Origin of the sequence: Rhodohalobacter halophilus, assembly GCF_001715195.1 — a bacterium.
Taxonomy (GTDB): domain Bacteria; phylum Bacteroidota; class Rhodothermia; order Balneolales; family Balneolaceae; genus Rhodohalobacter; species Rhodohalobacter halophilus.
The window spans coordinates 1-22,832 of sequence record NZ_MDWE01000026.1; the positions used below are offsets into that span (position 1 = coordinate 1).

The 22,832-nt window shown below is 45.5% G+C and carries 18 protein-coding genes and 1 pseudogene; 10 read left to right on the forward strand and 9 right to left on the reverse strand.

Annotated elements, in window-relative coordinates:
• Positions 1-626: 626 nt before the first annotated feature.
• The 5 genes and pseudogenes from BG260_RS08490 to BG260_RS14035 form a co-directional block, all read right to left on the reverse strand.
• Positions 627-1,625 (reverse strand): IS5 family transposase, encoded by a 999-nt coding sequence (locus BG260_RS08490; protein WP_069131672.1) that lies wholly within the window; start codon positions 1,623-1,625, stop codon positions 627-629.
• A gap of 104 nt (positions 1,626-1,729) precedes the next feature.
• A pseudogene (locus BG260_RS14540) lies at positions 1,730-1,819 on the reverse strand (sugar phosphate nucleotidyltransferase); the annotation flags it as partial.
• 102 nt (positions 1,820-1,921) lie between these two features.
• Positions 1,922-4,171, reverse strand: coding sequence for a TonB-dependent receptor (locus tag BG260_RS08495; RefSeq protein ID WP_069131674.1), 2,250 nt, complete (start codon positions 4,169-4,171; stop codon positions 1,922-1,924).
• A gap of 36 nt (positions 4,172-4,207) precedes the next feature.
• Positions 4,208-4,675 carry a hypothetical protein gene (locus BG260_RS08500; protein ID WP_141691552.1) on the reverse strand — a complete coding sequence of 156 codons (468 nt, stop codon included), beginning with the start codon at positions 4,673-4,675 and terminating at the stop codon, positions 4,208-4,210.
• Between the two features lie 93 nt (positions 4,676-4,768).
• Positions 4,769-5,071, reverse strand: a complete 303-nt coding sequence (locus BG260_RS14035) for a hypothetical protein (RefSeq protein WP_141691553.1) — start codon at positions 5,069-5,071, stop codon at positions 4,769-4,771.
• Between the two features lie 162 nt (positions 5,072-5,233).
• On the opposite strand from BG260_RS14035, the gene BG260_RS08505 reads away from it, so the two are divergent.
• From BG260_RS08505 to BG260_RS08535, 7 genes are all read left to right on the forward strand, one after another.
• Positions 5,234-5,572 carry a hypothetical protein gene (locus BG260_RS08505; RefSeq protein ID WP_069131677.1) on the forward strand — a complete coding sequence of 113 codons (339 nt, stop codon included), beginning with the start codon at positions 5,234-5,236 and terminating at the stop codon, positions 5,570-5,572.
• On the forward strand, positions 5,559-7,040 hold the full coding sequence (locus tag BG260_RS08510; RefSeq protein ID WP_083750200.1) for a dihydrolipoyl dehydrogenase family protein: 1,482 nt from the start codon (positions 5,559-5,561) through the stop codon (positions 7,038-7,040). The genes BG260_RS08505 and BG260_RS08510 overlap by 14 nt, the downstream gene beginning before the upstream one ends.
• Before the next feature lie 156 nt (positions 7,041-7,196).
• The gene (locus BG260_RS08515; protein ID WP_069131679.1) at positions 7,197-7,625 is read left to right on the forward strand and encodes a hypothetical protein; all 429 of its coding nucleotides are present in this window, start codon (positions 7,197-7,199) and stop codon (positions 7,623-7,625) included.
• Between the two features lie 198 nt (positions 7,626-7,823).
• Entirely contained in the window at positions 7,824-9,644 is a 1,821-nt protein-coding gene (gene ggt, locus BG260_RS08520) for a gamma-glutamyltransferase (protein ID WP_069131681.1), read from the forward strand.
• 55 nt (positions 9,645-9,699) lie between these two features.
• Positions 9,700-9,972, forward strand: coding sequence for a GlsB/YeaQ/YmgE family stress response membrane protein (locus tag BG260_RS08525; protein WP_069131682.1), 273 nt, complete (start codon positions 9,700-9,702; stop codon positions 9,970-9,972).
• Positions 9,973-9,975: 3 nt separating this feature from the next.
• The gene (locus tag BG260_RS08530) at positions 9,976-11,334 is read left to right on the forward strand and encodes a serine hydrolase domain-containing protein (protein WP_069131684.1); all 1,359 of its coding nucleotides are present in this window, start codon (positions 9,976-9,978) and stop codon (positions 11,332-11,334) included.
• Between the two features lie 12 nt (positions 11,335-11,346).
• Positions 11,347-12,720 carry a serine hydrolase gene (locus BG260_RS08535; protein ID WP_069131686.1) on the forward strand — a complete coding sequence of 458 codons (1,374 nt, stop codon included), beginning with the start codon at positions 11,347-11,349 and terminating at the stop codon, positions 12,718-12,720.
• An 89-nt stretch (positions 12,721-12,809) separates the two neighbouring features.
• Here the strand turns inward: BG260_RS08535 and BG260_RS08540 are convergent, their stop codons facing one another.
• Complete coding sequence (locus BG260_RS08540; RefSeq protein WP_083750201.1) at positions 12,810-15,119, reverse strand: TonB-dependent receptor; 2,310 nt, start codon at positions 15,117-15,119, stop codon at positions 12,810-12,812.
• Positions 15,120-15,282: 163 nt separating this feature from the next.
• Positions 15,283-15,756, reverse strand: a complete 474-nt coding sequence (locus BG260_RS08545; RefSeq protein ID WP_069131689.1) for a hypothetical protein — start codon at positions 15,754-15,756, stop codon at positions 15,283-15,285.
• Positions 15,757-15,916: 160 nt separating this feature from the next.
• Here BG260_RS08545 and BG260_RS08550 point away from each other — a divergent pair, with 160 nt between their 5' ends.
• The gene (locus BG260_RS08550; RefSeq protein ID WP_141691554.1) at positions 15,917-17,395 is read left to right on the forward strand and encodes a hypothetical protein; all 1,479 of its coding nucleotides are present in this window, start codon (positions 15,917-15,919) and stop codon (positions 17,393-17,395) included.
• 20 nt (positions 17,396-17,415) lie between these two features.
• On the opposite strand, the gene BG260_RS08555 is transcribed toward BG260_RS08550, so the two are convergent.
• Positions 17,416-18,231 carry a ribonuclease H-like domain-containing protein gene (locus BG260_RS08555; protein ID WP_245683931.1) on the reverse strand — a complete coding sequence of 272 codons (816 nt, stop codon included), beginning with the start codon at positions 18,229-18,231 and terminating at the stop codon, positions 17,416-17,418.
• Positions 18,232-18,339: 108 nt separating this feature from the next.
• The gene (locus tag BG260_RS08560; protein ID WP_069131692.1) at positions 18,340-19,329 is read right to left on the reverse strand and encodes an asparaginase; all 990 of its coding nucleotides are present in this window, start codon (positions 19,327-19,329) and stop codon (positions 18,340-18,342) included.
• Positions 19,330-19,464: 135 nt separating this feature from the next.
• Between BG260_RS08560 and BG260_RS08565 the strand changes: the two genes are divergently transcribed.
• A complete protein-coding gene (locus BG260_RS08565; RefSeq protein ID WP_069131694.1) occupies positions 19,465-21,588 on the forward strand; it encodes an elongation factor G in 2,124 nt (707 codons plus the stop codon).
• 175 nt (positions 21,589-21,763) lie between these two features.
• Positions 21,764-22,774: a Fe(3+) ABC transporter substrate-binding protein gene (locus BG260_RS08570; RefSeq protein ID WP_069131696.1), complete on the forward strand. Its 1,011-nt coding sequence runs from the start codon at positions 21,764-21,766 to the stop codon at positions 22,772-22,774.
• Positions 22,775-22,832: the final 58 nt, after the last annotated feature.

The following is a 22,832-nucleotide window of genomic DNA, read 5'->3' on the forward strand; positions in this document are numbered from 1 at the left end:
AATTTTAAGCCAATTTTGGTAGCAAAATGATGTGATATTTACAGTTTTGTACGTAGGTAGATGTCTTTTCACATTTCCGTTTGTTAAAATGTAAATACTCTAAAAAACCTTCATTACAAACGGATGCGGTTGTACCGTTATGTATATCAGGGTTAAATTTGTCAAGAGCAATTCTGTTGGGAGATTTAAAGCTTTTTATGACACTGCGCTCTAATATTAAGTCACATCCAATTAAAACAAACGAATCTTTGATATAAGGAGATGCCTTCCAAAGAGAGTAAATGTTGTTAGTAGAAGAGTAGTCGGGGTTATGAACTCTCCGGATATTCAAATCGATATCATTTGATTGAATAAAGCTGTCTATCTGATTCGAAAGATACCCCGTAACCAAAATCAGATTTTCAAATTTGTGCTCCTCAAGACATTTAATCATATGACGAAGCGGGGACTACTAAAAACTACCCGTTTTTGTTCGTGTTAATATTTTGAAGCTTTTTTCTGAACATATCGAAAATTTTGATCCATATCGTACTCATCGTACTCAAAATGAGCTTTGCAAGCCCCATGTAAGGGGCGATTTTGTCCGATTTGTGGCGTTTTCGCCACTCCCGGACATACCTCACCCATCAAGGGTCCCTGGCAAGCAGCACCCCGGCCTGCTTCAGGTTCCAGCACATACAGCTAAAGTCGAAGATCAGGGCGTTCTTGATCTGGCTGCGGGCACTGGCTTTCAACGCCTTTGACTGCGTCTTCATCCAGGCAAAGGGATGTTCCACGGCAGCACGAACACGAGAAAATTTACGATTGCGTTTCTTCTGAGATCCGCTCAACGGGTTGTTGCGATACGCCTTATCCTGAATTCCATAAAACCACCCAAACTCCCGTGCCATCTTCTTAATGCGATCATCGGCGTAGCCTTTATCCCCGAACAGCGCCTTCGCTTTCAAATCTGCCAGCTGCTCGGTATACCGGCTGTCGTGGTGATTGGCCGGGCTAAAAATCCGTTTGTTGATCAGCTTGCTTTCCGCATCCATCCCGATATGGCCTTTGTAGCCAAAATAGTACCGATTGCCTTTTTTGGTCGAGCGGGCATCGCTGTCGTACTGCGGATTTTGTTGAACCGACTGCGATTGTTGCTTTTTCTTTTTGATGGTTCGATTGGTCGATTCCACCATAGTGGCATCGATGATGCTGCCCTTTCGCACAAAAAAGCCTTTGCCGCTGAGCTGGCGGTTTACTTCTTCGAACAACCGATCGGTCAGCCCGGCTTTGGCCAGCTCATCCTTGAACTTCCAGAAGCTGGTGAAGTCCGGAGCTTTGTTGCCAAGGGAGAGCCCAACAAAGTGCTGAAAGCTCAGGCGGTCGTTGAGCTGCTCTTCAAGCTGTGGGGCACTCAATCCATAAAAATGTTGCAGAAACAGCGATTTGACCATCAGCATAGGATGATGGCGAGGCCGCCCGCCCTTTTTGGTTCCAGTTTGATCCAGTCCGGCAATAATCTTCACCAGAGGCCCCCAGTCAATCACCGATTCCATCCTGGTCAGGAAAGCGGCTGTTTTGGTATTCTGTTTTTCGGGATGGAAGAGCTGGTCGGCCAGGGTGCGTTGATTGTCTTTTTGGATCATAATCTGGTATTATATCGTTGGTATTTATACCCTTACAAGATACAAAAACACGAAATGAGATAACCATTAAAACATCACTAAATCAGGGTTTTTCAAAGGCCCCGAAGCAGTGGTTTTCCGTTGATCTCTACCAGGCATTTAGGTTTCGCCTTTGTATAGGGGTACAGCCTGTTACCTTTTCCTGCTGCAAGTATTACCGCTGTTTTAACGTCCTAATTATTGGTAATCATAATCGAACAGTATCAATATTACATTCAGTGTGTTTGTAGTTAAATTTGATATTTATTCTTTCTATATCAGAAATAGAGTCTGTATAGCAGTGACACATTGTGGCCCGGTTCAGGAAAAACCTCTTTAAGTCGTGAAAGGTGATTTCTGTAGGTGGTATCAAACAGATTATTTCCCTGAAGTGAAATTGTGTGCAGAAGTCCGCTGCTGGATGTCAGGCGGTATTCGGCCGTGGCTCCAACCAGAGTGTAGGCATCCGTTACCGTCTCGAACTCAGCAAGGCGATCTTGTTTAAAAGAGTGCCTTACGTTCATACCCAGTCTGAGCGCATCTTTTGAGTAGTTTAACCCTGTTTTGAAGGAGAACGGAGGGATCATCGGGAGGGGAGTTGTATCAGATTCAAAATTGCCGCTCTCTTGCTCCTCCTCAGAAACATCGCGTCGGCCAATCGTCATACTTGCTGAACCGTTGAATGTAATATTTGAAGTGAGTTGAAATTCGGTTTGAGCTTCCAGTCCGTAAATTTCAGCACTCACCGATTCATATTGATAGTCGTTGAGGCGAGGGAAGAAGATATTTTGCCGGCCGGTATCTCTCGGGTAGATGTAGTTCTGAAAACCGTTGTGGTAGGCTGTTAACTCAAATGTTGCATTAGATCGGCGGTATCGAACAAATAGCTCCTTGGCAAGCCCGCGTTCAGGGTCTAAATCGGGATTTCCAATCTCAAAAGAGTAGGCTGCCAAATGGGGGCCCTGAGAATATAACTCTTCAATGGATGGAGCACGGAAGGAGTGCAGAAGCGTGGATCCCACAGAGAATCCGGCGCCGAGATTATAGATAACTGAAGCAGAGGATGCCAATGAATAAAATTCCCGCTGACGGATATGCCCGATTCTAGAATCCGGATTTTCACGGTCAGGCTTGGCAATTACGGCATCAAAACGGGTACCGAGTTCCAGGTGGAGTGGCCCAAAATCTGCCTCCTGTATGGTGTAGGCTGAACCGCTAAAACTGTTTGCAAAAATATTGAACCGATCCAGTACCTGGTAATCCTGGTACTCACCCCAGATTCCAATCACACCGTCATTAAAAACCGAAAAATTCCTGTGTGTTGCTTTCAGATTAACATTCGACGTATTGGTTGTGTACTCTGTGCCAACGGTTTCGTCTGACTCAAACTCTTTGTGGTGGTAGTAGCGATAGGAGAGTCCGCTCTCAACCATTTTGAAGAAGTGATCTTCAATTAAAAATTCACTTCTTGATTCAACCTGATACTTCTCCATCTCTACTTCAACACCATTTGGGTGGCCGCCTTCCGGGTCGGGCGGAATACCGTAACCGGAGATAAACGTTGAGGCAGCGATACCGCTATATCCCCAGGGGCGGATGTAGCTCACTCCAACTGCATTGTTGGTTGTGAGATAATTTGAGTTCTCGATGGTGCCAAGTGGCGATCGATAGTTAGCTCCGTATCGACCGCTTACATCTACATTAATAACAAAATCATTTTTGGGTACGGCTACTCTTCCGGCTGCCGAAAGGCCGCTGTTAACGGTTGCGCCCTGCAGTGTTGCCATGCCATTGATGGAGGATGGTTTATTGTTTGCGATCTGATTGCGGACAACATTTATCACTCCGCCGATGGCGTTTGATCCGTAGGCAAGTGCTGCGGGACCGCGGGCAATTTCAATCTCGTCGGCGCCCATTGGGTCTACAGTTACAGAGTGATCGGGGGAAGCCCCGGAAACATCTCCGGTTCGTTCGCCATCCTGCAGGATGAGTACACGTTCATCCCCAAGCCCTCTTATAACAGGACGTGCCGGTGCGGCGCCCATCGTGCGCTGGTCAAAACCAGGCTGATTTGAAAGGGTCTCGGATAGGGTGGTGCCAAGGCTTTCGCGCAGCTGTGCTCCGGTGACTTTCAGGGAGGCATGCTCCAGATTTGAACCTCTCATATCCCCGGCTTCAGCTACTACTTCAAGACTTTGACCGGAGAGAACCGTAGGGTTCAGTTCAATGGTGATGTTGGTCTCTTCACCATGAGTAATTTCAATTCGTTGAGTTTTACTTGAGTAGCCGATTCGGTGTACATACAGGCTGTATTCTCCTTCCGGAACATTGTGAATTTTGAAATAGCCGTGCCGATCGGTAGTTCCGGTTCGGTTAATCTCTTCGAGGTGGAGATAGGCAAAGGGTACCGGCTCTTCTGTTTCTGAATCTATAACAAATCCTGCAACCGACCCTGTGGATTTGGGATGGCCGGTTGCATTCATTGCCATAAAAAGTGAGAGAAGAACTGCAGTTAACAGATTTCTCATGCGATTAAATTAATAGGAATTGCTGATGCTGTTGAATTATGATTCTTGATTTTCAACCACAGTTACCGAAATTGGCAGTGATTCAAAATCTGAATGGCCTTCATGCATAAGATCAATAGTTACCTCTACTTCACCTTCACTTTCACCGGTTACCTGAAAACTCCATTCATCACCGTTTAACGGATGTACAACAGAAATTACGTTATCTGCCGATAGTGAGTACTCCAGGCTATACTCGCTGCCTTCGGGAGTGAATCGGTCACCATCATCAGCGATAAACTCAATACTGACAACGTTTTCAGATCCCAGTGGAACAGGAATGGTGCTGCCTGCTGTGTAAGTAAGGGTTCCGCTATCCTGCATGGCTACCATATTACCATTTGCTGTAAGAACAAAACCAACGGGTACTTCTCCGTGATCGTCATGATCGTCTGAATCACAAGATACAGCAGTAAAAATTAATGAAATTACTAATGTTAAGGGGATTAAGTATGATCGAATCATAGTAGTATGATTTATCTGTTTTGGGATTGAGATAGATTTTTCCCGCATAGGCAGGAAAAGGTTTATAGAAATGGTTAAAGCGGTAATGCTCGATTAGAAGGTAACGGGTGGAGCTCTGCCGTCGTAAGAAGGGTAGGTGACTGAAGTGTAAGAAATACTGTTATGAACGAATCTAACCGGTGTGGATGAAACAATAACTTCTGACTCAATACCGGTTTGCGGACTGAATTTAAACACGGATCCACAGATAACACACTGAAAATCGTCTTCGACGAGTTGATGAACTGTTTCGGAATCAGAGTAGTTGTCGATATGGAAATGAGAAGACGACAGTCCCGTTCCAATCAGAAGGATCAGTCCAAAAAATAGCGATATGAGAACTCTTTGTTTATCCAATCGTGTGTGGTAGTTAAGTGTGTATTCGAATATACACTCTAAAAGATGAATCGATCAAATGAAATTTTAGATTTGTTGTTTCAACATGTAAACGTGTATAAAAAGCAATTATTTGAATAGCTTTTAAGGGCCCGATAATATTTAGCAGATAGAGTAAGCCGTATGGAATATTTGAATGAAGTGAAGATTTGGTTTCTCATCCTGGGTGATGCCTATGGGGTGAATCCCATTATTTTTGGGGCAATTTATGTTGGAGCCATTCCTTTTTTTACACTTTCTGTTGCCTGGATTGTGAAAAACTTTCGGCAGGATAAAAACTTAGTGATTCCGGCTCTGAGCGCGTCATTCTTTTTTGTTTCAGCCTATCTCTATCTTATGATAGCCGGTGAAAATGTGCCGTGGTGGGTGTACCTACTTGTGATTGGGATGCTTTTTTATGGCGGATGGTCAACATTGAAAAAAGTAAAAGGAAAATTAAACAGGGTTGATGATGAAATATGATTTTGATGCAGTGATTATTGGGGGAGGAGCGGCAGGGCTGACCGCATCCGGAATTGCCGCAAACTTTGGAGCCAAAACCATGATGATTGAAAAAGATCGGCTTGGCGGCGACTGTACCTGGACAGGATGTATTCCCAGTAAAACATTGATCAAAGCGGCTTCTATAGTCCATCAAGCTAAGAAGAGCAGCCGGTTTGGTGTAGATATTTCTATAGAGGATATCAATCTGGAAACACTTTTAAAACATGTGGATGATGTTCGTACTGAGGTGTATGAGGATGCCGATCGCCCGGAGATTTATGAAGAGATGGGAATTGAGGTCGTCTTCGGGGCAGCGAGTTTTAAAAATCAGCACATCGTAGAAATTCAACTTGAGAACGGAACTGTACGAGAAGTTACATCAAAGTATTTTTTTATCTGCAGCGGTTCATCCGCTTTTGTACCGGATATTTCGGGATTGAATGATGTTGATTATCTGACCAACGACTCCCTGTTTGAAATCAATGATATTCCTGACTCAGTAGCGATTATCGGTGCCGGGCCTATTGGCTGTGAAATGGCGCAGAGTTTTGTGAGGCTGGGGAGAGAGGTTACGGTCCTGGATATAGAGGATCGGATCATGCTGAAAGATGACCCTGAACTTGCAGCGATATTGAGAGATAGTTTGGAAGCAGAGGGGGTGAAATTCGTGTTAGGCAGTTCCATTCAAAAAGTGGATCAGAAGGGGGCAGAAATTACAGTTCATTATGAGCAAAAAGGGGTAGCCGGAGAAGTAAAATGCCGGGCACTCCTCATGGCAACCGGCCGCAGAGCCAATGTGTCCGATCTAAACTTGAAGAATGCCGGGATCAACCATTCAGCGAAGGGGATTGACGTAAATGACAGATGCCGAACAAATTTGCGCCATATATATGCAGCGGGAGATGTGACCGGCCGTTATCAACTTACGCACATGAGTGAGCATATGGCGAAAATTGCGGTTACCAATGCACTTATAAAAGTTCCCATGAAAATTGATCATAAGCATGTTCCGTGGGCTACTTTCACCGATCCCGAACTGGCTCATATTGGCTCTTCAGAAGAAGATCTGAAGAGACAGGGGGTGGATTTTGAGACCTACCGGTTTCCATTCAGCAAAATCGACCGGGCAATCACAGACGGTAATACAAACGGTTTGATAAAAATTTATGCCAAGAAGTGGAGCGGTAAGATTTTGGGAGCATCTGTGGTTGGAGCTCATGCAGGCGAGATCATTTCAGAATATGCACTGGCTATGAAAAATGGTGTGTCGCTCCGGGATTTTGCCGACACGATTCATCCTTATCCAAGCTATGGACTGGGCGCGCGCCGTGCAGCTGATCAGTGGTATATCAGGAATCAGTCTGAAACTTTGGTGAAATGGATTAAGCGAATTTTCAGGTACAGGGGGGAAATTCCGGATTACAGCGATCCGAACAGAATTGTATGAACCGATTTTGTTTGTAAATCGAACCTTTTAACGTGATATTCCCAAAGTAAATACACCCGGCCGTTCCGCTGATTGTTGTAATTCCAAGAAATCGTGGAACGTTGACCACATGAACAGGTTATACTACACGAAAGCTCAAACCCAAACCCATTTCAAATGTATACAGGTTTTAAACATCTACACTCATATTTAGCCTATGTATTGCTGGCTGCACTTGTTTTTTCGATTATCTATGTAACGATTCAATTTGTCGGAAAGAAATCATTCACTGAAAAGGTCCGGAAAATTGCGCTCATCGGATTTATTGCCACTCACCTTCAACTTCTGATCGGATTAGTTCTCTATGTGCTCTCACCGGTTGGGCTCTCTAATTTTTCCGGCGAAGCGATGTCAGAATCTCTTAGCAGACTCTACATTTTGGAGCATCCGCTAACCATGATTATAGCCATTGTACTGGTATCGGTTGGATATATTAAAGCGAAAAAGCCCGGTGATGATGCCCGAAGATTTCGCACGATCATTATTTTTTACGGACTTGGTCTTATTCTGATGCTCTCCAGAATTCCCTGGTCTGTATGGCCTTAATATGAATATCGATTCGTGGCACATTCCTTATATGTGTCACAATTCGTATTGTCACTGCTGTCCTGAGCAGTCTTTCCGTAAAAACGTTTAAAAAAGAACAGCGGTTTTGGTTTACGGTTTGTATATAGAGTTTTGAAATGTCATATTTGAGGCTGCAATCACTTACTTACAATTTGAAAACCTATAATCTACCACCACATGCTCGATCCGTTACGCACTGCCGCTGCCACAATTTTTTTCGTTTTATTGTCTCTATTGATATTTCTCGGGTGTGAATCAGCCGAGGAGAGCAGGGTAACCTATTCAATTCCGGAACAGCCTGAAATGAGCACTGGCTACACGGATAAACCGGGCTGGGCAACGAATGAATTTGCCGTAGCTGCTGCGAATCCGCTCGCAACAGATGCCGGGTACCAGATTATTCAAGCGGGTGGATCTGCGGTGGATGCTGCTATTGCTGTTCAGATGGTACTGACCCTGGTTGAGCCACAATCCAGTGGAATCGGAGGCGGTGCATTTCTGCTGAACTGGGATGGTGAAAGTGTTCATGCTTATAACGGCCGGGAAACGGCGCCTTCTGCAGCAGATGAAAACCATTTTTTAGATGAGAATGGCGATCCTATGCCGTTCCGGGATGCCGTTAGAAGCGGCAAATCTGTGGGTGTTCCCGGAACCATCGCCATGCTGAAACAAGCCCATGAACGGCACGGAGTTCTCCCGTGGAGTGAACTATTTGAACCGGCGATTACATTGGCCGAAAATGGATTTAAATTGAGTCCGCGGCTGCACGAACTTCTCGAATCGGACCAATCATTCAGGGAAGATGATATCGCATCTCAGTTCTACTATGATGAAAACGGGGATGCCCGGGAAATCGGATATAATCTGAAAAACCCGGCATTGGCCGAAATTCTCAGAAATGTAGCAAGTGAAGGCATTCAGACATTTTATGAAGGAGCTGTTGCAGAAAATATCGTAAATCGGATTCAGGCTCATGAGCGGCCGGGCAATATGACAATAGAGGATATTGCGAACTATCCAGCCATGGATTTTGAAACCGTAGCACTCTGCAATGACTGGAAAAACTATAACATATGTGGATTTCCGCCGCCATCGTCGGGCCATCTCGCTGTCATGCAAATTTTGGGTATCCTGGAGCATCTGGGTCCCACCGAATCTGACTTTTCAAACGGGTTGATGACGCCGGCTTGGATGCACAACTACTTGGAAGCTGCAAAACTGGCGTTTGCCGATCGGAATAAATATATCGGCGACTGGGATTTTGTGGAAGCTCCCGCAGGTGATTGGAATAGCCTTGTAAACTCGGACTATTTAGCATCTCGTGCGGAACTGGTTGGCGAACAGAGTATGGGTACGGCAGAGCCTGGGAACCCCGGAGAAATGCAGGCAATGCTTGGAGTTCAGCCGTATCAGCCCGAGAGCGGTACAAGTCACATCAGTATCGTGGATCGTGAAGGGAATATGGTATCGATGACGACCACCATTGAGAGCGGTTTTGGCAGTCGAATTATGAGTGACGGCGGAACCGGCCTGCCGGGCGGTTTTATTCTTAATAATGAACTTACCGACTTCTCTTTAAGCCCGGTGGATGAGGATGGAAACCCAATGGCCAACCGGGTTGAGCCTAATAAGCGTCCCCGTTCAAGTATGAGCCCCTCGCTTATTTTTGATAGAGAGTCAGGGGAAATTCTGGCAAGTGTGGGTTCACCCGGTGGAGCAGCAATCATCCACTATGTGGCCAAAACGATCCTTGGCATGTATGAGTGGGATCTGAATGCACAGGATGCAATTAACCTCCCAAATTTTGCCAACTACAACAGCGCGTCTGTTCTTGAACAGGAGAGGTTTTCCGAAGAGTTTATTCAGGCGCTCATAGACAGAGGGCATGAGGTAAGGGAACAGTCGCTGACAAGCGGTATTCAGGCCATTCAGGTAACGGAAGATGGTTATTTTGGTGGTGCAGATCCGCGCCGTGAAGGTGTAGTCATGGGGCAGTAACTCCTGCTCTTTTTGGTAGAATTCATTGTAAACATCAATTATAAAGGAGAAAACAATGGGATTTTTAGAATTTTTACTGCTGCTATTAATTGCCGGTGTTTGCGGTTCAATCGGACAGGCCATTGCCGGCTACTCGCGTGGCGGGTGTGTTGTATCCATTGTCGTTGGATTTATCGGGGCACTGCTTGGCAGCTGGATGAGTGAACAGATAGGATTGCCTGAACTTTTTAATGTTAATATTGCTGGCAGCTCCTTCCCGATTATATGGTCAATCATCGGGTCTGTGGTGTTTGTGGTAATTGTCGGCCTGCTAACCAAGAAGAGATAAAACATGATAAACAGTCTGCTCAAGGTATTATTAGCAACTCTACTCTTTACTTCCTTATCTGTTAACCTTAATGCACAGAGTGTTCCTATTGATTTTAGCCGGGTCGATACGGCTGAAGTGGATTCAATTTTTTCTGACTATACGATTGATACACCGGGATGTGCATTGGGCGTAACACATCAGGGTAGTCTGATCTATTCAAAAGGTTATGGAATGGCCAACATGGATTATGGAATTCCAATTCAGCCCGACTCAAAATTTATGATTGCTTCCATCTCTAAACAGTTTGCAGCTGCAGCCCTGTTGATGATGGAGCAGGAGGGACTACTTGACCTGGATGAGAACCTGCAGACATATATACCCGAACTGCCGGATTATGAAATTCCCATTACTTCCCGGCAAATGATTCATCACACCTCCGGAATGAGGGATCTGTTCAGTTTACTGGCACTCAATGATGTGGGGCTGGATAATACCACAACACCGGAGGCGACGTTTGAGTTGCTTACCCGAATTAGCCGGTTGAACACAGAGCCTAACACCAAGTACAACTACAGCAACAGCACCTACTTTTTAATGTCTGTCCTGGTTGAAAATTTGACGGGTAAAACACTCCGGGAATATACCAAAGAGCACTTTTTTGATCCGATTGGGATGGATGATACCCACTTCCATGATGATACCGGAATGATTGTAAAAAACAGGGCAGAGAGCTACCGGCCCACAGGAAATGGAGTCGGTCGTTTCTACCGCGATAACCTTGATCGGGTAGGTGCACGCGGTCTTTTTACAACGATTGAAGATTTTGCCAAATGGGACGCCAATTTTTTGGAGAATCGGTCGAACCTGGAGAATTTCAGAGAAAAGATGTTAAGTGTTGGAGTATTTAATGATGGTACAGAGATGGATTATGCAGCCGGCATTCGGTTAAGTGAGTACCGGAAAATCGACACGTTTGGGCATGGCGGGAACTATATGGGATTCCGGACCAACTATATGCACTTTCCTGACTATGAGCTCGGGATTATCGTTTTTTGTAACAGAAGTAATATCAGCCCGGCAGCGCACTCTCGTGAAGTGGCTGATGTGTATCTCCGAGACGCTTATTCGGAAATTTTCAACGAGTATGTTGGAGAGTACCACAATGACTCATTTCGCACCTCATTTGATGTGATAAGCGAGGACGGTAAACTATATTTGCTGAGAGGGTTACGCCAAAAAGAGGAGTTGAGCTGGAGCAGAAATGATGAATTCAGGGCCGGAGGATTTTCCGTCAAATTTATCAGAAACGGGAATGGAATCGAGTCGATGAAACTGAGTTCCGGTCGAACGGCCAACATAACTTTTGAACGAAAGAACTGACAGATCAAACCTATGAAACGATATTTACAACTCTCACTGATAGCGGTACTGCTCGCTTCAATCCATACGGATATTCTCTGCGCTCAAACGGTTTCTAATGGACTGAATGATAGAGTGGATGAAATTTTTTCGCAGTACGACGGAGATGAAATTCCCGGCTGTGCGGTTTCCATATTTCAAGACGGTCAGTCAATTTTTAACAAAGGATATGGTATTGCAAATCTCGACTACGGAATAGAAATCAGTGATTCCACCCGGTTTTATATGGCGTCTGTATCGAAGCATGTTACCGCATCTGCGGCTCAGCTGTTGATTATTCGCGGCGAGCTCGACGAACATGCTCCGGTTGGCGAATATGTTGAGGAGTGGCCGGAATGGGCATCGGAAGTTCGCGTACATCACTTGTTTAATCACACCTCTGGTCTGCCTGATATTTACGGTTTGATGCGAATTGGCGGGATGGATATTAACGACGTGATGGATCTTGAGGATTACATTGAAGTGATCAAAAAAGGGGAGGAGTTAATGTTTGAGCCGGGATCGGACTACTCCTACACCAATAGCGGGTACTCTCTGCTGGCTTATCTGGTTGAGGAGATAAGCGGATTGAGTTTTCCCGAATTTGTACATGAAGAGTTCTTTGAACCGTTTGGCATGAATGCTTCTCATTTTCACAACGACCGGACTTTAATTATTCCAAACCGTGCGATCAGCTACCAGGTATCCGGTGGAAACATCCGGCGATCATACCCCGGTAATTTTCAGGGTGTAGGTGGCGGCGGACTCTACACTACCCTTCAGGATTGGGAGAAGTGGGAGCAGTTTTGGAATGGAAGTTTGAGCTGGGAAGGCGGTATTTCACAAGATGAAGCTAATCAACTGAAGGAGAGTTTATTGGCCCCTTCATTTGCCGGTGGTGAGGAGATTCCGTACCGAAGGGGGCTGCGTATGGAGGATCGAAAAGGGGTCAGAAATGTTAATCACGGCGGATCTTTTCAAGGATTCAAAACACACTATTCCCGATATCCTGATGCGGGATATTCGATGGTTACGGTTTGCAATCGCGGTGATGCAGACCCCGGCTCACTGAATGGCGATATCGCAGATTTTATTCTTCAGGAACAGTTTGAAAACTACCTCAGTGAATATACAGGTCGATTTGTGAATGATGAGCTTCCTGCTGAGTATCTGTTGAAGGTAGAAGATGGTAATCTGCATTTAGAAAGAAGGCTGAGCCCAAATGGTAGAATGAACGAGGTTGAAAGAGATGTTTGGGAAGCAGGATCGTGGGATTTTGAGTTTTTTAGGGATGAGAACGGTGAAATCGCGGGCTTTTTAGTGACAACCGGACGGGCTGAAAATGTGGAGTTTTTGAAGGCTGATTGAAAGTATTTTTTTAAAGATTTTGTGACAAAATGGAACCCCGCACCGAACTGTTTCGATGCGGGGTTTTGATTTTATAATAATGCGAAAGCTTAGAACCGAATGCTAACCTCTGCAAAGAACCGTTGTCCGGGTTCCGGCAAGTAGCCGCCGGATGGATTCTCCATGGTGTTAAACTGACGATTCAGGTGTTCGTAGTAATTTTCATCGAACAGGTTGCGAACACCGCCCGAGAGCGTAACTCCGTTAATCAGTGGAGAGGCAAAGGTGATGTCTGTTAACCAGAATCCCGGTGACCGGTTTTCCCCAAACTCTTCATTATAGCGTGTTTGCGGGAATACTCTTCGAATGTTCAGTACCGGGAATATCTTTCCTGACAACATAGAGCCATTTAACTGTAGTGTGGTTTCAAGTGGTGGAATTTCCGCTACAGCCTCACCTGAATCTGTGTATTCGGCATACGTGTAGGAGCTGTTGAAACCGGCTGACCAGCTTTCAGAGAATTGATATTGAAAGCCCAGTTCAAATCCTGTAAAAAGAGCATCTCCCCGGTTATCAAACTCACGAACTCCAGGGGCGCCCATTCCTACAGGAGTCAGGTCGGGGTTGATGACTGCAGATATGTAGTTTGTCATATAGGATGCAAACAGTGTCGATTCAACGTTAAAACGTCCCAGGTTTGATTTGATGACCAGGTCGGCCTGATTGTTGGCTTCGGGGTCCAAATCCGGGTTGCCGGCATACTCATAACTGTCTCGGCCAATGGTTAGGTAGTTGATGAAGCGCTCGGTTACGTCAGGACTGCGAACACCCCGGCCCAGATAGAGTCCCATACTGGTCGATGAACTGATTTGACGTGTAACCCCCAGGCTCAAACTAAGATTGAGATGTTCTGAACGGTTATCAAGTCCTGCAAAACGTGGAGCAGGATCATTTGAGTCCGCCCGGTTCAGGTCCAATCGTGATCCGGCAGATAGCGTCCACTGGTCGATAAAATGTTCAATACCTGCATACAGACCCGCGTTAAAGACCTCGGCATCCTGCCATAGGTTATAGGTCATGCTACTTCCGGCCTGTGGCCCCATTTTAATGTCTACATAGCGGGTTCCGGTCACATCGAGCTGATCGAACCCACCCGCAATGGTGTACGAACCGGACTCGTAAAGACCTTTGAAGGATCCGTGTACACCGTATGTTTCTGTTTCGGCAAGAGCAACAGCATCCCTCATCTCGAAAGAAGAGCGGTCATGGTTATTCATTTCATGATCCACCAGACTCCAGTATCCGTTTAGTTCAAGCGAAGAGACAGACTCATTCTGAGCCGGTTTCCACTCGTACCCGCTTTTGAACTTGTAGGTGTCATCTACAGCCATATCCATCATTAGAGCAGGGAAATCGGCGTCTCTGATAAAGGATTGAGACCAACCTGCTGTGATTCGATGTGAAGGTGCGATACGTAACCCGCCTTCAATACCGTAATCATACGATTCAAACCCGGAGGCGACTTCCTGTCCGTTACCCCCGGTGTAGTTACCGGTTGAGGAGAGTCCACCACTCAGCAGAAAGTTCCATATATCGGTTCCACCCTGAAGCCGGGCATCGGTTTTTCTGTGATTGGTGTTACTTTCAAACCCGGCTCTAACGTCTCCGTTCATTCCAAAATCGATGTAATCAGGTGTCGGGTGACTCACAAAATTGACGGTTCCGCCAAACGAAGGACCATACTTTAAGGCGTGTGGCCCGCGATGAATTTCAACCCTCTCTATATCACTCAGGCGAATGTGAGAGGTTGGCGGGTCCATACGGTTTGGACATGCCGCAGCCGTTGCAGTCAATCCGTCCAAGCGTACATTCAGTCGACTCCCGCTCAACCCTCGGAGAACAGGATCGATACCAAAACCGCCTTTTCGGATTCCCGATGCGTTGCCCGCATCTCGTAGAAACTGTCCCGAATCGATGGGTAAAGATGCTGCTTGATCTGTTCCCATACGGTTTGAGGGTGAGTTCATCACCCGGTGTGAGAGAACGGTGATCGGACTCATCATTTCAGAGGCCGGTGAGAGCTTAAAATGAAGTGGATCTCCGGAGTAGAGTTCACTTTGGGAGAGTGATCTTGTTAACGGACGAAAACCGATATGAGTGATCCGCACGGTTGCTTCAGTAAGATTTTCGCTTACGGTTAACGAAAATTGACCATGTTCATCAGAAACTGCAGAAAGCTGTTCACTCTCTATTTGAACATGAGCGCCCGCTACCGGCTGAAGGTCATCAGCCGAGAGGATTAATCCGGATATGATTCTGTTGTTTTGTTGATTGATAGCATCAGATAATGGGGTTGTCGCAGCTTCAACTCCAAACATGGGGAGCAGAAACAGGACAATAAAGAATTTTAATAAAGACATAATTCATTCTTGAATATGTTAGTGAATGGCTTCCAGTTTTGACGGAAAGATCCACCGATCCCAACTGCGGAATGATGAGCCCGTCAAAAATTAAAAGCTGTTAAATAGTTGTTTGATATTACTTCAGCCCTTTTTTTTTGCTGAAGTTTTGAGGATGGATGAATTAGCTTTGTGGAGGATGAAAAATATCTTTTTGAAAGAAGGAGAGGTTTGACTGATGAAGTTGTTTAAAAAATCGTTTGTCAAAAATCAGTTTAGCATTGCCGGATTCGGCAAGTAAAGCAGTCTTGTCCAGCGTATTGAACAGGATGTGCATTTGGCCGGGCGCGCCTTTCTGGCACCCGCAGACAGATTCACCGCTGGCGGTTTGAGTCATATCACAATGAGCCGGCTTTTCTTCGCTGCCGTGCTTCTCCGCGCTGTGTGATGAATCATGACTCTTGTCCATCTCCATATCGATGGCGCAGTGTTCCGTTCCGCTATTCGTATCGTGAGAACATCCGATACAGGTACAAAAATGTGCGACTTTTTCTCCATCGGTAAACAGCGAATACCCCACAATAGCAACCTTGCTGATCTCCGTCATGGAGAAGAGCAGGGTGAGCGTGAGGAATATGGAACCAATGGACTGCTTCATAAAATCTTGAAGTTTTATTAAAGATAATGTTGTCCGAAATAAAGGTCAATCCAAATTGGATAAATATATCTGAATAAGGAGTGAAATTACAGAATTGATACGATCAGATGATAAGTTTTATCAAGAGTGAAGGTTTCGTATTATCTAATGGAGAGATGGGATGGAATTAAAAGTAGATATGAGAACAAATCGATATACTCTATTTGCGATATTTTTATTGATGTTATTTGTAAACAGCAGGGACTCGCTACATGCACAACAGAGTAGCGGGTTTGCCACACTGATAGAGTGGGAGCAGAGAACCCTCAATTTTATGCTCGATCGCAGCCACAATTTCGGAGCCACGCATTACAACCGCGGACTTTTCAGGAGAACCATCAATCCAATGAGTCCGGAACACGAAATTGACCTCCTCACGTACCGATATACCTACTTGGATGATTACCGATGGCACACGGCTGATCAAGCCTACCGGCTTTCTGTTGGCAGCCTGAATGCGACCAATTTTGCCATTGAGAACAAGATAAAGATGAACTACCGTCCCGGGGATCGCCATCTTGTTAAGGTTGATGGTTTTCATGAAGAGAATTTGCGTACAGACCGGTTTCTGTTTCGTTTGGGATATGAATATCAGCTAAAAAACCGTCATCAAATAGGTGCAGAACACACGCTTAGCCGGGATAAAAGTGATCTCGACATAACGCTATATTACAAATATGGCGACATCGAAAATGGAATGATCTATGCCGGGTTTACATGGATGGATTGGGGTGCAGGCGTTGTGCAGGACTTGGCTGAAGGAAGCGACAACGAGTGGAATGACCGTTACGAACTCGTTTATGAATACGGCAAACATCCTTTTCTTTATAACATCAAAATTGTTTCGCCTGAAATTGGAAATTTCAAAGCAGAAATTCTGGCCGGCATCCAGACAAAATTAGAGAAAGAGGTGCGCTCTACATCCGATCCGGGTCAAATATTTTCTGATGAAGAGTGGGCTCACTATCTGGGAGCACTCGCTCAATACAGCCATCCGTTCGGTTTGATTGGTGTCACCTATCAGCGAAGGTTTTCAAAACTGATTCGTCAGCCGGTTCCGGGTTCAGATTTTATTGAGGATTTTAGCAATCGGCAGTACAGCGATCGGGGAGGTTTTTTTGTGACGGGAACGTACAGAAACTTCAGTGCAGAACAGTGGATGTGGCTCGAACGGAATGTGGACAGTCTGCAAGGGGAGACCGTACCCGGTGATCTGGCTCCAAACTACAGTAATGTAGGCAGACAACCCTTCCATTTTGTTGAACAGAGATTGAAAATGAAGAGCAGAATTCTGTATGGCTCCGATCGAAAGGGGATTCAGCTCGGTCTGGAGTTTCATGCGGATTATCGCTATCCCGAAGGGGATCCCCATCCCGATAATGGAGTCAGAAATCTCGATTTTCGAAGAGTGTATCCTACCGTCAGAAACAGAAATGATCGGTTAACCTTTACAATCGGATATCGGGTGAATGAAAAATTTCATTTCTTAGCCGGTGTCTCTTACGATATAGATCAGGATAAGCAGTCCGGCATTGGGTATCCAAGAGAACCGGGCAGCCGCTTTGATGGAGGATTTGGAAGACTATCCGTAGAGTGGTGAGGATGTAAATTTGTCCGATGTCAGCCGGTCTGAATCTCTTTCAGTTTACTGAGTGCACGTTCGTTCAGGTTGGTAAACTGTTCTTCAGGAATGTCACCCACTGTGTATTTCATCCGTAACCAGACGATGTAGGTAGCCATGACATCTTCGTAGCAGTAGTGCTCGATTTCGGCCAGCTTCTTTTCACGATACATTGCCAGTACTTCATTTCCCTCCGCTGTTTGCTTGAAGGGTACATCAATCAGATACCCAAGATGTTTCAGTTTAGGATAGGAGCTGGCTCCGTAATTACTGAACTCATCCATCAGATCCACATTTTCCTTGCTGAAACGGTATCGGATGTCGTAGTGGTTTAGGCGGACCGGTATCTGCATGTTGTGTTTCATAGCCCGATAGGTGAGAAGGGGCAGATCGAAACCGCGGCCATTATGGTGTACCAAACCGAAATCTTTGTACGTCAGCAGAGTGTTGAAAATAGCCTGCAGACCTGCCTTTTCATCTTCTCCATTCCAAGCAGCTTTTTGAACCGGGTTACCGCCGTTATCGACCCAAAGTCCGGCCCAGGATACCATTCTGTGGTACATCGGTGGCAGAAATCCGCTATTGTTTCGTGTGAGTTCCTCGCTTGCTTGTTGAAGCAGTTCCTCGTCTTCAAGATCGGGCTGATTTAACACCCTGCGAAGAAATTCAAAATCCGGAATGGTTTCGACATCAAAAATAAAGATCATACGATAGATTCGATTTTTTAAAGGTATCTGCTCAATTCCAATTAACGTTAATGTATAAAAATGAGAAGATAGAAGTGTGAGGAATTCCACCCCGACTGTCGATTGCATTTTTCGACGGTCGGGTTGAAGGGAAAAGGTGTTGGGTTCATATTCGCCGGTCAACTGAAAGTGATGAGCTGAAACTTCATGTTTTGAGGAAGTCGACAGGCGAGGTTGTTACCTTTCCCCGGATAGGCTTGCCTCGAATTTGGTTCGGAATTCCTGCTCATTAAAACCAAGGCCAAGCAGAAACATAGCTTTGGTTACGGTGGCCTCCATGGTCATGGGGCCGGCGCTGAGTGCTCCGCGTCTTTTTGCTTCTCGCCCGCTGGAGTATTGATCGAGAGTAACCGAATCATATGCCGCCTGAGACGTAATGATTACATGTACGCCGTGGTCTCTGCATTTATCAAGAAAAGGCAGCAAATTGTAATCTCCTTTTATCGGCATATTCCCGCTCCCAAACGCTTCCAGAACCAAAACTTTAATGTGATCCAGATCAAGACAATCTAAAAAGGAAGGTTTCAGATTAGGGTGTAGCTTCAGAACAAAAAGATCATCTCTGAATATGGGTGAACAGATCAGATTATTTTCCTTTTTTAGAATGTGCTGTGAAAGTTTTATTTCCAGTCCAACTTCAGCAAGCGGTTCAAAATTTGGGGATGCAAATGCGTCAAAATCACCGATACTCATTTTGGTACTCCGATTTCCCCTGAAAAGGTGATCATTAAAACAGATCGCTACTTCGGGTATAGGAAAGGTGGAGAGTTCTACGGCATTTACCAGATTTCGGCGGGCATCACTTCGCAGATTACTCATTGGAACCTGACTTCCGGTAAAAATGACCGGCTTCCCTAAATTTTGCAAAGCAAAAGAGAGTGCCGATGTGGTATAAGCCATTGTGTCTGTTCCATGCAGGACAACAAACCCATCAAAATTCTGATAATTTTTTTGGATGGTTTCAGCGAGGAGTTTCCAGTGGGTATGATTGACGTCCGAACTGTCTTCAAAAAAGACATTTTCTGTAGTCAGATGGGCAATCTGTGATAGTTCAGGGATTTCATTGTGCAGGAGTTCATTCCAGCTCTCCGAATCCAGTTCGGGGCCTCCGCTCTCCAATTGCATGGCAATCGTACCGCCGGTCTGCAGTAAAAGAATTTTTTTCATATTGATTTCAAACTGAAGCCTTATAAATTAAGAGGAGAAAGATAGCGAAGAGAAGTTTGGAAAACATAATCGGTAAAGCCGACGAGAGAACAAACAAGCCGGCTGTCCGGATTAATCACAAAAAGAGGAGTTTATATGAAGAACTATCCTACCGGTAAGATTCGAAATGTTGCTCTGATGGGGCATGCGGGATCCGGTAAAACCACACTCGCCGAAACCATGATTTTCGAATCGGGTTCATCACATAAAAGAGGTTCAATTGAAAAGAAATCAACTCTGTCTGATTACCACTCACTGGAAAAGGAGAAACAGAAATCAATCTTTGGATCAGTTCTCAATCTCGACTGGCGGGGGACCAAAATCAATTTGCTTGATACACCCGGTACCCCGGACTATTGGGGACACGTGTCGGATTCGCTGCATGTAGCTGATTCTGCCATGATTGTGCTAAACAGTGAATATGGTGTTGAGGTGGGTACGGAAGCGTTCTGGAAAGCCGCTGAACGCAGAAAGCTCCCAACGATCCTTGTGGCCAACAAACTGGATAGCGAGCAGTCTGATTTTCAGAAAACCGTGGACATGGCCAAAGAGCGATTTGGGCGAGGAGTGGTTATTGTTCAGTTTCCTTACAGTGAAGGCGATGACTTTCACGCCATTGTAGATGTACTGAAAATGACCATGTATGAATTCCCTGAAGCGGGAGGAAAGCCCGACAAACTGCCCATTCCCGAGTCGCTGAAATCTCAGGCCGAACTTCTGCACAACGAACTTGTGGAAACCATTGCCGAAAATGATGAGAGCCTGCTCGATCTCTATTTTGAACATGGCGAACTGGATGAGTATCAGATGCGGGACGGGCTGAAAATTGGAATGCTGAACCGGGATATTTTTCCACTATTCTGCACAGTAGCAGATCGAAATATGGGATCCGGGCGATTAATGGGGTTTATCAGCAATGTATCTCCGGACCCAACCGAGAGGGAACTCCCTCTGAAATCCGGTGACGTTCATCGTGTTCATTCGGATGGAGACCCGGCAATGTTTGTTTTCCGGTCCACTTCAGAGAATCATGTCGGGGACCTTACCTATTTTAAGGTGATGGATGGATCCATTGAGCACGGAATGGATCTTGTTAATAAACGAACCGGGGATTCTCTTCGGCTGGGCTCACTTTTCGTTCCACAGGGAGAAAAACGAACCGAAGTCTCTACCCTGGAGGCCGGTGACATTGGTGTTACCGTAAAGCTGAAAGGGGTTATGTCTGGCGACACGATTGCCGGAAAATCCTCTGATGTAGAATTTGAACCGATTAAATATCCGGAACCAACAATACGGGTTGCCCTTCAGCTTCTCAATGAGGGGGAAGAGGATAAGCTCAGCAATGCGCTTCATCAAATAGAGAAGGAGGATCCGTCAATACGGGTAGAACATAGCCAGGAGCTACAGCAAACAATATTACACGGGCTGGGTGAAGAGCATCTTAATGTGATTCTTCACGAGCTTCAAAACAGGTTTAACCTCAATGTTCAATTCATCACTCCGCGAATTCCATATCGCGAGACAATTACAAAGAGGTCAGATGCTCATTATAAGCACAAAAAACAGAGTGGTGGAGCCGGGCAATTTGCTGAAGTTTATCTATCTATTGAGCCCTGGTACGAAGGAATTCCGGACCGAAAAGATCTGAATGTTCGGGATGTGCAGGAGATTACCCTCGATTGGGGTGGAAAGCTTGTGTTTCAAAACTGCATTGTTGGCGGTGTGATTGATAACCGTTTTATGCCTGCTATTTTGAAAGGGATCATGGAAAAAATGGAGAACGGACCGATGAGCGGTTGCCGGGTTCGGGATGTAAGGGTTTCGGTTTATGATGGATCGATGCACTCGGTGGATTCGAATGAGGCAGCATTTAAAACGGCGTCGCTGATGGCTTTTAAAGATGGGTTTCTCCAGGCATCGCCACAGCTACTGGAACCGCTCTATGAAATTGAAGTGACGCTTCCGGCTGATTATATGGGAGATGTGATGAGTGATTTGAGCTCACGCCGCGGCCAGATTCTGGGAATGGATTCAGAAGGATCAATTCAGAAAATAAAGGCGATTGTGCCGCTGCAGGAGCTGGATAAATACACAACACGGCTCAAATCGATGACGCAGGGAAGTGCCACCTATACGCGTCAATTTCACGAGTATGGACCTGTTCCGCACGATATCCAGAAACGGGTAATGGAAGAGACACTGAGTGCAGAAACCGCTTAACGGCAATATCACTCTATCCAATTCTATAAAGGCCGGTATCATCGGCCTTTATTGGTTATAGCATTTGAATTCATATCCTTACAACTTTTATCAAAATCCGGGGTTGCTTCTGAGTGATTATCTATTTAGAATTGATCTAAATTAATTTTTAACACAAAAAGACAGCAATTACGTCATGAAACAGCTCATGGTACTTATCGTCTCTGCACTGCTATTTTTTTCTTGCAGTGATCAGGATGAAGTGAACATCTACTCTTCTCGCCATTATGATACAGATCTTGAACTCTACAGTCAGTTTACGGAAGAGACAGGTATAGAAATAAATCTCATTGAAGGCTCAAGTGATGAACTTATTGAGCGGATGCGCAATGAAGGGATAAATAGTCCCGCAGATGTAGTAATAACCGTTGATGCTGGCAGACTTTGGAGAGCCAAGGAAGCCGGAGTTCTTCAGCCTCTCAATTCGGAATATCTGAATGAAGTAATTCCTGCTCAGTTTCGCGATGTAGATGATATGTGGGTTGGATTATCAGAAAGAGTTCGTGGAATTATTTACAACAAAGAGAGTGTAGATCCCGCCGATTTACGCGGATATCTTGATCTTGCAGAGGAAAAGTGGAACGGCAGGGTTTGTGTTCGTTCGTCCAACAATATTTATAACCAATCGCTGGTAGCGTCTTTGATTGAAAGCCATGGAGAGGAGCGTGTGGAAGAGTGGGCCGAAGGTTTGGTCAACAATTTTGCTCGTGACCCGCAAGGCGGCGACACAGATCAGATCAGAGCCGTTGCTGCCGGACTCTGTGACGTTGCTTTAGCCAACCATTACTATCTCGCGCGATTGATGCAATCGGATGATGCTCAAGATCTTGAAGTGGCCGGAAAAGTTGGCATCTACTTCCCGGATGCGGAATATGGAGGAGCACATGTTAATATCAGCGGTGCCGGAATTGCAGCAAATTCACCAAACCGGGAGAATGCTCTTCGATTTATCGAGTATCTGGCTACCGATGATGCCCAACAGCTCTATTCGATTGGCAACAATGAGTTTCCGATTCTTGAGTCGATGGAGGTTCCCGGAGTACTCGGCGACTTTGGTTCTTTCGACAGTGATGCCGTGAATGTTACTTCCTACGGGGAGAACAACCCGCTGGCCATTCGGTTAATGGACAGAGTGGGTTGGAGATAATATTGACTTCTATCTTTCAGAAGATTTCAGATAAGGAAATGAATATCCGTTTGACCGC